Genomic DNA, 13,700 nt, shown 5'->3' on the forward strand with positions numbered 1-13,700 from the left:
TACAGGGAGACCTGACCAGTGAAGACCGAGTCCGAGAAGCTCAACCCGACCCGGGTGAAGCTCACCGTCGAGGTGCCCTTCGACGAGCTCAAGCCGGCCGTCGAGGCCGCCACGAAGAAGATCGCCGACCAGGTGCAGATCCCCGGCTTCCGCAAGGGCAAGGTTCCCTCCCGTCTCGTCGAGCAGCGCTTCGGTCGCCCCGCGATCATGCAGGAAGCCGTCAACGACGCGATGCCGGACCTCTACCAGAAGGCTGCCGCCGAGGCCGAAATCAAGCCCGTCGGCCGCCCCGAGGTCGAGGTCAACGAGATCCCCGGCCTGGACGGCTCCGAGGAGGGCAACCTCGTCTTCGTCGTCGAGCAGGACGTGCGTCCCGAGATCGACCTGCCCGACTTCTCCGCCCTCGAGGTGGAGATCGAGGAGCCGACGGTCGACGACGACGCCGTCGAGGTGCGCCTGACCGAGCTACGCGAGCGCTTCGGCACCCTGGTGGGCGTCGACCGTCCCGCCGAGAACGGTGACTTCGTCTCCCTCGACCTCGTCGCGACCATCGACGACGAGGAGATCGAGACCGTCGAGGGCGTCTCGTACCAGATCGGCGAGGGCAACATGCTCGAGGGCCTGGACGAGGCCCTCACCGGCCTCTCCGCCGAGGAGACCACCACCTTCACCTCGAAGCTCGCCGGCGGCGAGCACGCCGGGGAAGAGGCGCAGATCAAGGTCACCCCGCAGTCCGTGAAGGTGCGCGAGCTGCCCGAGGCCGACGACGAGTTCGCCGAGATGGCCTCCGAGTTCGACACCATCGACGAGCTCAAGGAGGACCTGCGCAAGCAGGCCGCCACCGACGCCGAGGGCAACCGCGTGGCACTGGCCCGCAACGCCCTGCTCGAGAAGCTCCTCGACGAGCTCGAGATCCCGGTGCCCGATCAGCTCGTCCAGGACGAGATCAACACCCACCTCGAGAACGAGGGCAAGGAAGAGGGCGACCCGCACGGCGAGGAGATCCGCGAGGACACCGCCCGCGCCGTTCGCGCCCAGTTCCTGCTGGACGAGATCAACGCGACCCGCGAGGTCAACGTCGACCAGAACGACCTCATGAACTACATGAGCCAGCTCTCCCAGCAGTACGGCGTCGAGCCGAACCAGCTGATGCAGATGCTCGCGCAGTCCGGTCAGCTGGAGCAGATCTTCGCCGAGGTCCAGCGCTCCAAGGCCCTGGACGTCGTCCTGGCCGACATCACCGTCAAGAACACCGACGGCGAGGTGCTCGAGCTGGGACTCGACGCCCCGGCCGATGAGGAGTCCGGCGAGGACGAGTCCGCTGAGGACGAGCCCGCTGCCGAGGCGAGCGACGACGAGGCCGGCGACGAGAGCGCCGCCGAGGAGTCCGAGGACTCCGCGGCGAAGTGACCGCCGGCTGTGGGCGCTGAGCTCGCAGCCACCATCGAGACGGGCCGTCGTCCCCACCCGGGGGCGGCGGCCCGTTTGCATGCCCGCACTGCGCCGGGCCATCGAGCTCGCCCGGGCCCGACGGGTGCGCTCGCAGGACCCGAGCACGCCGCGAGTATCGTGGGCCGGAGCACATCAGGCGCCGACGAGCAGCGGGGAGCGGTCATGGGCAAGGTCACCTGGGGGTTCACCGCGTCGCTCGACGGCTTCATCGCCGGGCCCGGGCACGACATGAGCTGGCTGGAGGACCTGGCGGCTCGCGAGCACGAGGCGCACAGCACGGAGGGCGAGGGACTCGAGGACGGGGTCGTCGAGGCCATGGCCGGTGAGGTGGGAGCGATCATCTCCGGCCGCGCAGGGTACGACGCCGCCCTCGCGCAGCGGGACCAGCGCGGCGAGCTCACCTCCGAGGCCTACGGCGGCGCCTTCAGCGGCACGGAGTTCATCCTGACCCACCGCCCCGAGGAGCTCGCCGAGGATCCCACGGTCGTCCCGCTGGACTGCCACGTCACCGAGGCGGTGCGTCGCGCTCGCGAGGCAGCCGGCGCGAAGGACGTCCAGATCATCAGCGCCGACATCGCCCGGCAGGCCCTCGAGCACGATCTCATCGACGAGATGCAGGTCTTCGTCGCGCCCGTCTTCCTCGGCGACGGCACCCGGATCTTCGAGGTGCCCGGTGGGCGCCGCGTGGACTGGGAGCTGGTGGGTGCGATCCCGGGAGCGGCACGTTCGCTCGGACGGGTGTACCGGCCGCGGCGCTGAGCGGCCCCGTGTCGCGACACTGCTGCGTGTCCGGCTATGCCGCGCCGGATACCCGACGGCCTCACGACGTACGAGGGCCCGGCCTCCATGCGGAGACCGGGCCCTCGGTGAGGAGCTGAGCGGATCAGCGGTAGGTGACGAACCCGATCGGGTTGCCCCAGATGCCGCGCTCGACGACCTGCTGCTTGGAGCCGGAGGCGTCGATGATCTGGCCGTCGCCGGCGTAGATCGCGACGTGGCCGGAGTAGGCCACGATGTCGCCCGGCTGTGCCTCGGACTGCGAGATCATGCGGCCGCCATCGGTGATGGCGCCGCTCGTGCGCGGCACGTCGATGCCGGCTGCCTGGTAGGCGTACTGGACTAGGCCGGAGCAGTCGAAGCCCTCGCTGGGGGAGTTGCCGGCCCAGCTGTAGTGGGTGCCGATCACGGAGCGGGCGGCGTCCACGATGGAGCTGCTGCTGGAGCTGGAGGAGCTGGTCGGGACCGAGGCGCCGCCACCGGAGGGCACGCCGGACTCGCCGTTGAGCGAGCCGCGGGTCTCGGGGCCGACGACGCCGTCCACCTGCAGGCCGTTGCTGGACTGGTAGTCCTTCACAGCGGCGTGGGTCTTGGGGCCGAAGATGCCGTCCTCGGCGAGGCTCGCGCCGTGGTCGTTCAGCGCGGACTGGAGGTCCTCCACGTTGCCGCCCTCGGAGCCCCAGCGGAGCTTCTCGGTGGAGTCGAGGACCGCGGTCGGCGCCGCCTCGGCCGGAGCCGCAGGCGCGGACTGCACGGAGGGGGCTGCCGGAGCGGAGGGCGCGCTGGGCGCGGCCTGCGCGGCGCCGCCGCCGGAGAAGGCGGACCCGACCACGACGGTGCCGAGGACGGCGGCTCCGCCGAGTCCACGGGCGGCGTTCTGGGCGTTGAGGACGGGAGAGTGGGCGCGACCGGGGATGCGGTGCGTGTTGTGCTTCGCCATGATGTGCGGATCGTTCCTTCCGGCTCCGACCTGTTGGGTCGGGATGTCTTACGGGACTATGTGACCACCGGCTTGTGGGCGATCTTGTGGGTGATGCGTCCACCGTAGGAGCGCTCGGGCCAGGAACCGAGGGGCTTGAAACAGCCCGGCAGGGGACTTGGGGGGACCTTTACGTCATCCCGACCATTCGGGACCGGACCCCGCCGCGACTTGACTCTCGCGGGAGTCGTGGACCACAGGCTGCCTGCGTGCCATGACCGTGGGACGAGGCGGTTGCTCGGGAGCGGACGGCGGGGCCCGGGTGCCGCGATCCGGCCTGACCGCTGAGCCTTGGGCGAACAGCGCACCCCGGCGCGGTCGCCAGCGCTTAGAGTCGTCTCATCGCCAATCCCGCCACGAAGGAGACACTGTGACCTCCCAGAGCACCGACAGCCCCCGGCCGAGCATGGCGGCCGGGGACAACCCCATGGGCATGGGCCTCGACGACAACGTCTACCAGCGCCTGCTGCGCGACCGCATCGTGTGGCTCGGCTCCGAGGTGCGCGATGACAACGCCAACGCGATCTGCGCGAAGATCCTGCTGCTGGCGGCCGAGGATCCGGACAAGGACATCTACCTCTACATAAACAGCCCCGGGGGTTCGATCACCGCGGGCATGGCCATCTACGACACGATGCAGTACGTCCAGCCGGACGTGGTGACGATCGGCATGGGCATGGCGGCGTCGATGGGCCAGTTCCTGCTCTCCTCGGGCGCCAAGGGCAAGCGCTACGCGACCGCCCACACGCGCGTGCTCATGCACCAGCCGCTCGGTGGCCTCGGCGGCACCGCCACGGACATCAAGATCCAGGCCGATCTCATCCTGTCCATGAAGCGTCAGCTCGCCGAGCTGATCGCCGAGCAGACCGGCAAGACGGTCGAGCAGATCACCGAGGATTCGGACCGCGACCACTGGTTCACGGCCACCGAGGCTCTCGAGTACGGCTTCATCGACAAGATCGTCACCGGTTCGGGTGACGTCACGGGCGGCGGCGGCACCGACGACTGACCGCCCCTCCGTCACCATCAGACCCGCTTCCAGCAAGGAGAACCCGTGACCTTCGATCCCCGCACCATCGGCTCGCTGCCGACCGCCCAGGCCGGCGGCTACGGCCAGGCCGCTCCCATGCCGACGTCCCGCTACGTGCTGCCGCAGTACGAGGAGCGCACGGCCTACGGCCTCAAGCGCCAGGACCCCTACACCAAGCTGTTCGAGGACCGCATCATCTTCCTCGGCGTCCAGGTCGACGACGCCTCGGCCGATGACGTCATGGCCCAGCTGCTGGTCCTGGAGTCCCAGGACCCCGACCGCGACATCACGCTGTACATCAACAGCCCCGGCGGCTCGTTCACCGCACTGACCGCCATCTACGACACGATGCAGTACATCAAGCCGGACATCACCACGGTGTGCCTCGGCCAGGCGGCCTCGGCCGCCGCGGTGCTGCTGGCCGCAGGGTCCCCGGGCAAGCGCCTGGCGCTGCCCAACGCCCGCATCCTCATCCACCAGCCCGCCATGGGCGGCGAGGGCGGCGGCGGCCAGGCCTCCGACCTGGAGATCCAGGCCAACGAGATCATGCGCATGCGCGTCTGGCTCGAGGAGACGCTGGCCCACCACACGGGCCGCACCACGGAACAGATCAGCACCGACATCGAGCGCGACAAGATCCTCACTGCCGCCGGCGCGCTGGACTACGGCCTGGTCGACCAGGTCCTGGAGTCCCGCAAGGAGCTCCGCCAGCAGGTCTCCTCCTGAGTGCTCGCCGCGGCCGGGCGGTCATCGCCCGGCCGCGGCGTCGCACCGGCGGCGACGGGTCCGTCGGCCGCTTCCCGCCTCCCGGTGCGCCGGGGCACGGGGAGCAGTCGCCGGGCCCGCTTCCGCACCCGGCACCCCGAGGACTAGCCTCCCGTATCGCGGGGGACCGACGCGGTACCGTGGTCGGGTGCGCGAGATCCCGGGTCGGGATCCCGCGCACCGCGATGACCGCATGGACGACGGCCTGACGAAAGGACACGGAGATGGCGCGCACGAGCGATGGGGCCGACGTGTTCAAATGCTCCTTCTGCGGCAAGTCGCAGAAACAGGTCGAACGGCTGATCTCCGGGCCGGGCGTGTACATCTGCGAAGAGTGCATCGAGCTGTGCAACGAGATCATCGCCGAGGAGATCCAGGCCGCGCAGCCCGCCGCCGAGGAGCAGGCACCGCTGCCCACCCCGCAGGAGATCTTCGGCTTCCTCGAGGAGTACGTCGTCGGCCAGATCCCGGCCAAGCGTGCCCTCGCCGTCGCCGTCTACAACCACTACAAGCGCGTGCGCGCGCAGGAGAACGGGGAGACCGCGCCCGCGGCGAAGTCCGCCGCCGCCGCGCTGGCCGAGGAGGCCGGCGGGGAGAAGGACGAGATCGAGGTCGCCAAGTCCAACGTGATGCTCGTCGGCCCCACCGGCTGCGGCAAGACCTACCTCGCCCAGACGCTCGCGCGACTGCTGGACGTCCCGTTCGCGATGGCCGACGCCACGGCGCTGACGGAGGCCGGGTACGTCGGCGAGGATGTCGAGAACATCCTGCTCAAGCTCCTCCAGGCCGCCGACTACGACGTCAAGAAGGCCGAGCGCGGCATTATCTACATCGACGAGGTCGACAAGATCGGCCGTAAGTCGGAGAACCCGTCGATCACCCGGGACGTCTCCGGCGAGGGCGTGCAGCAGGCCCTGCTGAAGATCATCGAGGGAACGGTCGCGGCCGTTCCGCCTCAGGGTGGGCGCAAGCACCCCCATCAGGAATTCATCCAGATCGACACCACGAACGTCCTGTTCATCGTGGCGGGCGCCTTCGCAGGCATCGAGGACATCATCACCTCCCGCATCGGCCGGCGCGGCATCGGCTTCGGGGCCGAGCTGCACACCGCGCTCGAGCAGGAGGCCGTCTACTCCGAGCTGGTGCCCGAGGACCTGCTGAAGTTCGGCCTGATCCCCGAGTTCATCGGCCGCCTGCCGGTGATCACCTCCGTCTCCAATCTCGACCGCGAGGCGCTGATCCAGATCCTCACCGAGCCCCGCAATGCCCTGGTGCGGCAGTTCCAGAAGATGTTCGAGCTCGACGGCGTCGAACTCGACTTCGAGCGCAGCGCCCTGGAGGCCATCGCCGACCGAGCCATCGAGCGCGGCACCGGCGCGCGCGGATTGCGGGCGATCCTCGAGGAGTCCCTGCAGTCGGTCATGTTCGAGGTCCCCTCGCGCCACGACGTCGTGAAGGTGGTCATCACCGAAGGCGTCGTCACCGAGGGCCGCGCCCCGCTGATGGTCACCGGCAAGGACAGCGACCGGGCGGTCGAGGACTCGCGGCAGGATCGCTCGGCCTGATGTCCGACTCCTCATCCGCCGCGGCAGCCGACGACGCCGACCGTGCGAAGGAGCTGCTGCGCCAGGAGCGCCGCAGCATCGACAACATCGACGCCGCCCTCGTGCACCTGCTCGCGGAGCGCTTCGCCCACACCCAGCGGGTGGGTGTTCTCAAGGCCACCCACGGCCTCCCTCCCGCCGACCCCTCCCGCGAGCGCGAGCAGATCCAGCGCCTGCGTTCCCTCGCCGACACGGCCGGCCTCGACCCGGTGTTCGCCGAGGCGTTCCTTCGCTTCATCGTCACCGAGGTGATCCGCCATCACGAGCGCCTGCGCGACGAGGGCTCCGAGACGGCCTGACCGCCCGGCAGGTCGATGGCGGGATCCGGGGCCGCGCTGGTAACGTCGCTCACATGGCTCGCCCCCAGTTCCTCGAGTGGCCGGTGATCCGGCAGCTGCGCGGCAAGGATCCGATGGGCCGGGGATCTGCGGTCACCTCGCAGGCCACCCGGGACAAGGCTCCACGCACCGCAGAGGCGGACACCGTCGTCCAGAGCGTCTGCCCGTACTGCGCCGTCGGCTGCGGCCAGAAGATCTACGCCAAGGACAACAAGGTCATCCAGATCGAGGGTGACCCGGATTCCCCGATCTCCCGCGGCCGCCTGTGCCCCAAGGGCGCCGCCAGCGAGCAGCTGGCCAACTCCCCGCGCCGTGTCACGACGGTCCGTTACCGCCGGCCCTACGCCAGCGACTGGGAGGACCTCGACCTCGACACCGCGCTGGACATGATCGCGGACCGCTTCCTGGAGGCGCGACGCCACCACTGGGAGGACGAGGACGAGCAGGGGCGGCCGCTGCGCCGTGCGATGGGCATCGCCTCCCTCGGCGGGGCGACCATCGACAACGAGGAGAACTACCTCGCCAAGAAGCTCTTCACGGCGGCCGGCGCCATCCAGATGGAGAACCAGGCGCGCATTTGACACTCTGCCACGGTCCCCGGTCTGGGGACCTCGTTCGGGCGTGGCGGCGCCACGCAGTACCTGCAGGACATGGCCAACGCCGACTGCATCGTCATCCAGGGCTCCAACATGGCCGAAGCCCATCCCGTCGGTTATCAGTGGGTCATGGAGGCGCGGGCGAAGGGCGCCAGGGTCATCCACGTCGACCCGCGCTTCTCCCGCACCAGCGCCAATGCGGACAAGCACATCCCGTTGCGCGCCGGGACGGACATCGTGCTGCTGGGCGCGGTCATCAACTACGTCCTGACCCATGACCTCTGGTTCGAGGACTACGTCCGGGCGTTCACCAATGCCTCGTCCCTGATCGACGAGGACTACGTCGACGCCGAGGACGCCGACGGGCTGTTCTCCGGCTTCGACCCGGACCAGGGCTCGTACGACATGGCCTCCTGGCAGTACGACGACTCCTCGGCCGACGGGGACAACGACTCGCAGCTGTACGCCTCCCACGAGCGTTCCGGGCGCTCCAGCGGCGAGACCGCAGAGGACGGCGAGGCGCAGGGGGAGTCGCACGGCTCCGGCGGGCCGCCCCTACAGCGCGGCGCCCCGGCGCGCGACGAGACGCTGCAGGATCCCCGCACCGTCTTCCAGATCCTCAGGCGCCACTACGCCCGCTACACCCCGGAGCTGGTCGAGGAGACCTGCGGCATCTCCCGGGAGGACTTCGAGTACCTCGCCCGTTCCATGGCGGAGAACTCGGGACCGGAGCGCACCACCTGCTTCGCCTACGCGGTGGGCTGGACCCAGCACATCGGCGGGGCCCAGTTCATCCGCGCCGCCGGGGTGCTGCAGCTGCTGCTGGGCAACATGGGTCGTCCCGGCGGCGGGATCATGGCGCTGCGCGGCCACGCCACGATCCAGGGCTCCACAGACATCCCGACCCTGTTCAACCTGCTGCCCGGATACCTGCCGATGCCCAAGGTCGGCTCGCACAGCAGCTTTCGCGAGTACGTCGACTCCATCGGCAGCAAGAGCCAGAAGGGATTCTGGGCGAACTCCGAGGCCTATGCGGTCAACCTGCTCAAGGCGTGGTGGGGAGACGCCGCGACCGCGGAGAACGACTGGGCGTTCGACTACCTGCCCCGCCTCAGCGGCCCCCACGGGACGTACCAGACCACGATGCGGATGCTCGAGGACGGGCTCGACGGATTCTTCCTGCTGGGCCAGAACCCCGCTGTGGGCTCCGCCAACGGGCGCATGCAGCGGCTGGGGATGTCCCACCTGAAATGGCTGGTGGTGCGCGACTTCAACATGATCGAGTCCGCGACCTGGTGGAAGGAGGGGCCGGAGATCGAGTCCGGGGAGCTGCGGAGCGAGGACATCGGCACCGAGGTGTTCTTCCTGCCCGCCGCGAACCACACCGAGAAATCGGGCTCCTTCACCCAGACCCAGCGCCTCGTGCAGTGGCGGGACCAGGCCGTGACGCCTCCCGGCGACTGCATGAGCGAGCTGCAGTTCATGTACGAGCTGGGCACACGGATCCGGGATCGGCTGGCCGGCTCCGAGGATCCGCGGGATCGTCCGCTGCTGGACCTGACCTGGGACTACCCGCTGACGGAGCACGGGGAGCCCGACCCCGAGTCGGTGCTCAAGGAGATCAACGGCTACTACGTCGGCGGGGAGAGGGACGGCGAGGCCCTGTCCTCCTACACGGAGATGACTGCTGACGGCACCACCGCCGGCGGCTGCTGGATCTACACCGGCGTCTACGCCGAGGGCATCAACCAGGCGGCGCGCCGCAGGCCCGGCAGCGAACAGGACATCACTGCCGCGGAGTGGGCCTGGGCGTGGCCGGCGAACCGCCGGATCCTCTACAACCGTGCCTCGGCCGATCTCGACGGGAAGCCGTGGAGCGAGCGCAAGAAGTACATCTGGTGGGACGAGGACCAGCAGCGCTGGACCGGCAAGGACGTCCCCGATTTCCCGGTGGAGAAGTCCCCGCACGACGTCGGGGACGCCGATCTGGGAGGCGCCGAGGCGCTCGCCGGCAATGACGCGTTCATCATGCAGGCCGACGGCCGCGGCTGGCTGTTCGCCCCCTCGGGCATGGTCGACGGGCCGTTGCCCACCCACTACGAGGCGGTCGAGTCCATCATCGCCAATCCGCTGTACCGCCAGCAGGCCAACCCCACCCGGGTGGCGTTCTCGGACCCCGACAACCTCAACGGGCCCGGCATCACCGGCACCGCGGGGGAGGTGTACCCCTACGTGTTCACCACGTACCGGCTGACCGAGCACCACACCGCCGGTGGTATGAGCCGCTTCCTGCCCTACCTCTCCGAGCTGCAGCCCGAGCTGTTCTGCGAGGTCTCCCCGGAGCTGGCCGAGGAGGTGGGCCTGGAGCCGTACGGCTGGGCCACGCTGATCTCCCCGCGCTCGGCGATCGAGGCGAAGGTGGTCGTCACCCGGCGGATGACGCCGCTGCAGATCGCCGGGCGCACCGTGCACCAGATCGGCATGCCGTACCACTGGGCGCAGGGCTCCTCGGCGATCGTCGAGGGTGACAGCGTCAACGATCTGATCGGCATCAACCTCGATGCCAATACCCAGATCCAGAACTCCAAGGTGATCGCCTGCACGGTGCGTCCCGGGCGGCGCCCCCGCGGAGCGGCGCTGCGCGACCTGGTCACCGAGCATCAGCACCGCGCCGGCATCGACATCCACACCGGCGTGGAGAGGATCATCGCCCCCGAGCGTCACCGGGGCGAGGCCCCGGACCCCACCCGCACCACGCGAGAGGAGCAGTGATGGGATCGCTGACGGAATCAGCAGGAGACCCGGCGGCGGATACGGGCTGGGAGCACACCCATCCCCGCAAGGGCTTCTTCACCGACACCTCCATCTGCATCGGGTGCAAGGCCTGCGAGGTCGCCTGCAAGGAGTGGAACAACAACCCGGCCGACGGCGAGTTCGAGCTGCTGGGATCCTCGTTCGACAACACCGGGCAGCTGGGGGCGAACACCTGGCGTCACGTGGCCTTCGTCGAACAGGACTCCGAGCGGATCGACGAGGCCAGGGAATCCGGCCGCAAGCTGGTCAGCCTGGGAATGCCGACCGTCGGTCCCCGCAAAAACGCGCCTGCACCGGGCGTCGGCACCACTGCGACCGACACCACGATGCCGGACACCCCGGAGTTCCGCTGGTTGATGTCCTCGGACGTCTGCAAGCACTGCACCAACGCGGGCTGCCTGGACGTGTGTCCCACGGGGGCGCTGTACCGCACCGAGTTCGGCAGCGTCGTCGTCCAGTCGGATGTCTGCAACGGCTGCGGGACCTGCGTGGGCGGGTGCCCCTTCGGGGTGATCGAGCGCCGCGACGACGGCACCGTGGCCCCGAGGTCCTCCTCGAAGGAGATCGAGCAGGACGTCCCCCACCGCGGCACCGCGAACAAGTGCACGCTCTGCCACGACCGCCTCGTCGACGGGCAGACGCCCGCCTGTGCGCAGACCTGCCCGACCGAGTCGATCAAGTTCGGTGACCGCGAGGACCTGGTCGAGGCCGCCGAGGAGCGCGTCCAGCAGCTCCACGGGCAGGGCATGACGGAGGCGCGCCTGTACGGCGCCAATTCCCAGGACGGCGTCGGCGGCATCGGCTCGGTCTTCCTCCTGCTCGACGAACCCGAGGTGTACGGGCTACCCCCCGATCCGCAGGTGCCCACGAAGGAGCTGCCGCAGATGTACCGCACGGCCGGGGCGGCCGCGCTCGGGATGATCGCCGCCACCGCCCTCGCGTTCCTGGGAGCGCGCCGGTGACCGACTCCGCTGACTCCGGCCGCGCCGTCACCTCCGAGTTCGACGACTACCGGCCGCCCGAGCCCGCCCGACGCGGCCGCCGGCGCCGGGACGGGCCGCCGCGCGAACCTGACCAGATAGATCGGGCGAACTCCGCGAACCAGTCGAACTCCGGGCGCGGGGCGGGGTCGAACGAGCCGCCGAGCAGCACGACGGATGGCGAGTTCGACTCGTACTACGGCCGCCCCGTCGTCAAGGCGCCGCCGTGGGAGTGGCCGATCGGGCTGTACTTCTTCGTCGGCGGCCTCGCGGGCGGCTCCGCCCTGCTGGGTGCCGGCGCCGCCGTGACTGGTCGGCCCCGACTGCGGCGCAACTCGCGCTTGACCGCCCTCGGCGCGGTCAGCATCGGTCTGCCTGCTCTGGTGTACGACCTGGGCCGCCCGGAACGATTCCTGTACATGCTGCGCGTGTTCAAGCCCAGCTCCCCGATGAGCATGGGCACCTGGCTGCTGACAGCCTTCGGCACTGCCGCCGGCTTCGCCGCGGCGGGCGAAGTGGATCGGATGTCGGGGGAACGGCTGCCGCTGGGACGGCTGCGGCCGCTGCTGCGGGTCGCCGAGTGCGCCGGCGGGACGACGTCCGCGGTGCTCGGCGGTCCTCTGGCCGCCTACACGGCGACTCTGCTGGGCGACACGGCGGTTCCCACCTGGGCCGCCTCCCGGAAGTCGCTGGCCTACGTGTTCGTCTCCTCGGCCTCCCTCGCCGCGGGCGGCACCGCCCTGGTCACCACGCCTGTCCGGGAGACCGGGCCGGCGCGCGCCCTGGCGGTGGCCGGGGTGGTCGGGGACCTGGTCGCGACGCGCCGGATGCGGGGGCAGATGCATCCTCTCGAGGCCGAGCCGCTGGAGAGCGGGAGCGCCGGGTGGAAGCTGAAGCTCTCCGAGGGCCTGGCGATCGCCGGCGGTCTCGGTGCCCTGCTGGCCGGTCGCAGCCGGCCGATCGCGGCGGCGAGCGGCCTGGCCCTGGCTGCGGCCTCGGCCCTGACCCGGTTCGGTGTGCTGGAGGCCGGGCTGGAGTCGGTCAAGGATCCCCGGCGCACGATCGAGCCCCAGCGCGAACGCCTCGAACGGCGTCGCGCGGAAGGCGTGGTCGACGACTCGATCACCACGGGACCGCGGCAGACCGGCGGGCGGCCGGACGAGCCGACGTCCTCAGAGCGGGCGGAGCAGCCGCAGTAGCCCCAGCACGCGGCTCGGCCGGGCGAGTGCGAGTCCCGGCCTCACCGCACCTCGATACCCGTGCCCTCCACGATCTCGCCGATGATCGGGTAGCCCGGCACCTCGCCGACGACCAGCAGGCCGCCGGAGGTCTGTGCGTCCGCGAGCAGCAGCAGGTCCTCCTCGGTGATCCCGTCGGCCGCCCGCAGGTGCTCACGCACCCAGTCGAGATTCCGGCGGGTCCCGCCCGAGACGTAGCCGTCCCGCAGCGCGTCGGCCGCACCCTCGACCAGCGGCACGGCAGAGCGATCGAGGACTGCCCCCGCCCCGGAGGCGCGCACCATCTTGAACAGGTGCCCCAGCAGGCCGAAGCCCGTCACGTCGGTCGCCGCCACCGCGCCGGCGGTCAGGGCGGCCTGCGCGGCGTCCCGGTTCAGCTCGGTCATCGTCGCCACGGCCGCCTCGGACACCTCGCCGGTGGCCTTGTGGCGGTTGTTCAGCAGCCCCACCCCGATGGGCTTGGTCAGCGTGAGCGGCCGGCCCGGCCGGGCGGCGTCGTTGCGCAGGAGCCGGTCGGGGCGGGCGATGCCCGTGACGGCCATGCCGTACTTGGGTTCGGGGTCGTCGACGCTGTGCCCGCCGATGAGGGGGACTCCGGCCTCCTGGGTGACCGCCAGGCCGCCCCGCAGCACCTCGCGCAGCAGCTCCATGGGCAGCACGTCCCGCGGCCAGCCCACCAGGTTGATGGCCACCACCGGGTCGCCGCCCATCGCGTAGATGTCCGAGAGGGCGTTGGCGGCGGCGATCCGGCCCCAGTCGTAGGGATCATCGACCACGGGGGTGAAGAAATCCGCGGTCGAGAGCACCGCGGTGTCCCCATCGATCCGCACGGCGGCGGCGTCGTCCCCGTCGTCGAGCCCCACGATCACGCTCTCGTCGACCTGCCCGGCAAGCGCCGAGACGGCCTCCTCCAACTCGCCGGGCGGGATCTTGCAGGCGCACCCGCCGCCGTGGGCCATCGTCGTCAGGCGGATGCCGGGGCTCGCGGCGCCGGTCGGAGTCGCGGTGCTCGGGGCTGCGTCGGCCGTCATGGCACCGAGTCTACGGACGAGGTGCTCGGCACGTCAGCAGGTGGTCGCCATCCCGCGACAGGTGTCGGTCGGGTGCCGATGCGCCCTTCCGATCGG

11 protein-coding genes are annotated in these 13,700 nt (G+C 70.4%); 9 read left to right on the forward strand and 2 right to left on the reverse strand.

Annotated features, from left to right (window positions below; all coding sequences use genetic code 11):
* The first annotated feature begins 18 nt into the window (after positions 1-18).
* Complete coding sequence (tig, locus tag ACFQRJ_RS16430) at positions 19-1,410, forward strand: trigger factor (protein ID WP_377020300.1); 1,392 nt, start codon at positions 19-21, stop codon at positions 1,408-1,410.
* 204 nt (positions 1,411-1,614) lie between these two features.
* Positions 1,615-2,211 (forward strand): dihydrofolate reductase family protein, encoded by a 597-nt coding sequence (locus tag ACFQRJ_RS16435; protein WP_377020301.1) that lies wholly within the window; start codon positions 1,615-1,617, stop codon positions 2,209-2,211.
* 124 nt (positions 2,212-2,335) lie between these two features.
* Here the strand turns inward: ACFQRJ_RS16435 and ACFQRJ_RS16440 are convergent, their stop codons facing one another.
* Positions 2,336-3,169, reverse strand: a complete 834-nt coding sequence (locus tag ACFQRJ_RS16440) for an NlpC/P60 family protein (protein ID WP_377020302.1) — start codon at positions 3,167-3,169, stop codon at positions 2,336-2,338.
* A 445-nt stretch (positions 3,170-3,614) separates the two neighbouring features.
* Here ACFQRJ_RS16440 and ACFQRJ_RS16445 point away from each other — a divergent pair, with 445 nt between their 5' ends.
* From ACFQRJ_RS16445 to nrfD, 7 genes are all read left to right on the forward strand, one after another.
* Positions 3,615-4,217 (forward strand): ATP-dependent Clp protease proteolytic subunit, encoded by a 603-nt coding sequence (locus ACFQRJ_RS16445; protein WP_377020417.1) that lies wholly within the window; start codon positions 3,615-3,617, stop codon positions 4,215-4,217.
* A 117-nt stretch (positions 4,218-4,334) separates the two neighbouring features.
* Positions 4,335-4,964 (forward strand): ATP-dependent Clp protease proteolytic subunit, encoded by a 630-nt coding sequence (locus tag ACFQRJ_RS16450; protein WP_377020418.1) that lies wholly within the window; start codon positions 4,335-4,337, stop codon positions 4,962-4,964.
* Positions 4,965-5,227: 263 nt separating this feature from the next.
* Complete coding sequence (clpX, locus tag ACFQRJ_RS16455) at positions 5,228-6,568, forward strand: ATP-dependent Clp protease ATP-binding subunit ClpX (protein ID WP_377020303.1); 1,341 nt, start codon at positions 5,228-5,230, stop codon at positions 6,566-6,568.
* Positions 6,568-6,906 carry a chorismate mutase gene (locus ACFQRJ_RS16460; RefSeq protein ID WP_377020304.1) on the forward strand — a complete coding sequence of 113 codons (339 nt, stop codon included), beginning with the start codon at positions 6,568-6,570 and terminating at the stop codon, positions 6,904-6,906. The genes clpX and ACFQRJ_RS16460 overlap by 1 nt, the downstream gene beginning before the upstream one ends.
* Positions 6,907-6,959: 53 nt before the next feature.
* Complete coding sequence (gene fdh, locus ACFQRJ_RS16465; protein WP_377020305.1) at positions 6,960-10,313, forward strand: formate dehydrogenase; 3,354 nt, start codon at positions 6,960-6,962, stop codon at positions 10,311-10,313.
* On the forward strand, positions 10,313-11,317 hold the full coding sequence (locus ACFQRJ_RS16470; protein WP_377020306.1) for a 4Fe-4S dicluster domain-containing protein: 1,005 nt from the start codon (positions 10,313-10,315) through the stop codon (positions 11,315-11,317). Before fdh ends, ACFQRJ_RS16470 begins: the two co-directional genes overlap by 1 nt.
* Positions 11,314-12,534, forward strand: a complete 1,221-nt coding sequence (nrfD, locus tag ACFQRJ_RS16475) for an NrfD/PsrC family molybdoenzyme membrane anchor subunit (protein WP_377020307.1) — start codon at positions 11,314-11,316, stop codon at positions 12,532-12,534. Before ACFQRJ_RS16470 ends, nrfD begins: the two co-directional genes overlap by 4 nt.
* Positions 12,535-12,575: 41 nt before the next feature.
* On the opposite strand, the gene selD is transcribed toward nrfD, so the two are convergent.
* Positions 12,576-13,604: a selenide, water dikinase SelD gene (gene selD / locus ACFQRJ_RS16480; RefSeq protein WP_377020308.1), complete on the reverse strand. Its 1,029-nt coding sequence runs from the start codon at positions 13,602-13,604 to the stop codon at positions 12,576-12,578.
* Between the last annotated feature and the right edge of the window lie 96 nt (positions 13,605-13,700).

The organism is Brachybacterium sp. GCM10030252, from assembly GCF_042666535.1.
GTDB lineage: Bacteria > Actinomycetota > Actinomycetes > Actinomycetales > Dermabacteraceae > Brachybacterium.